1 protein-coding gene is annotated in these 240 nt (G+C 52.1%); it reads left to right on the top strand.

What is annotated here, in order from left to right:
* On the top strand, positions 1–240 hold a 240-nt coding region (locus tag SB754_RS22665; protein WP_410784520.1), incomplete at both ends, for a hypothetical protein.

Below are 240 nucleotides of genomic sequence, written 5' to 3'. Positions count from 1 at the left end.
GTACCTGAAGCGCATTCCTGAGGATGTGCGAGGCGCTTTGGCTTTAGAAGCACTCCGTAAAACTGAAGCTCTATCCGTTGCCTCGCTCCTGATCCATCTCAGTGACCCCACTGATCGAAATGAGGGCGAGAGGGGAGTCTTCGATCCATCCTTAGATTACAATACCGTTGTGGCAATGAAGACTGAATGGCTGCGGCTGATAAGGTTACGAGCAGCAGATGGCGATGCGCTGATTGCTGA

The sequence above is a fragment of the Leifsonia sp. SIMBA_070 genome (assembly GCF_046534635.1).
Lineage (GTDB): Bacteria > Actinomycetota > Actinomycetes > Actinomycetales > Microbacteriaceae > Leifsonia.
This window is presented reverse-complemented; position numbering and strand designations above follow the sequence as displayed.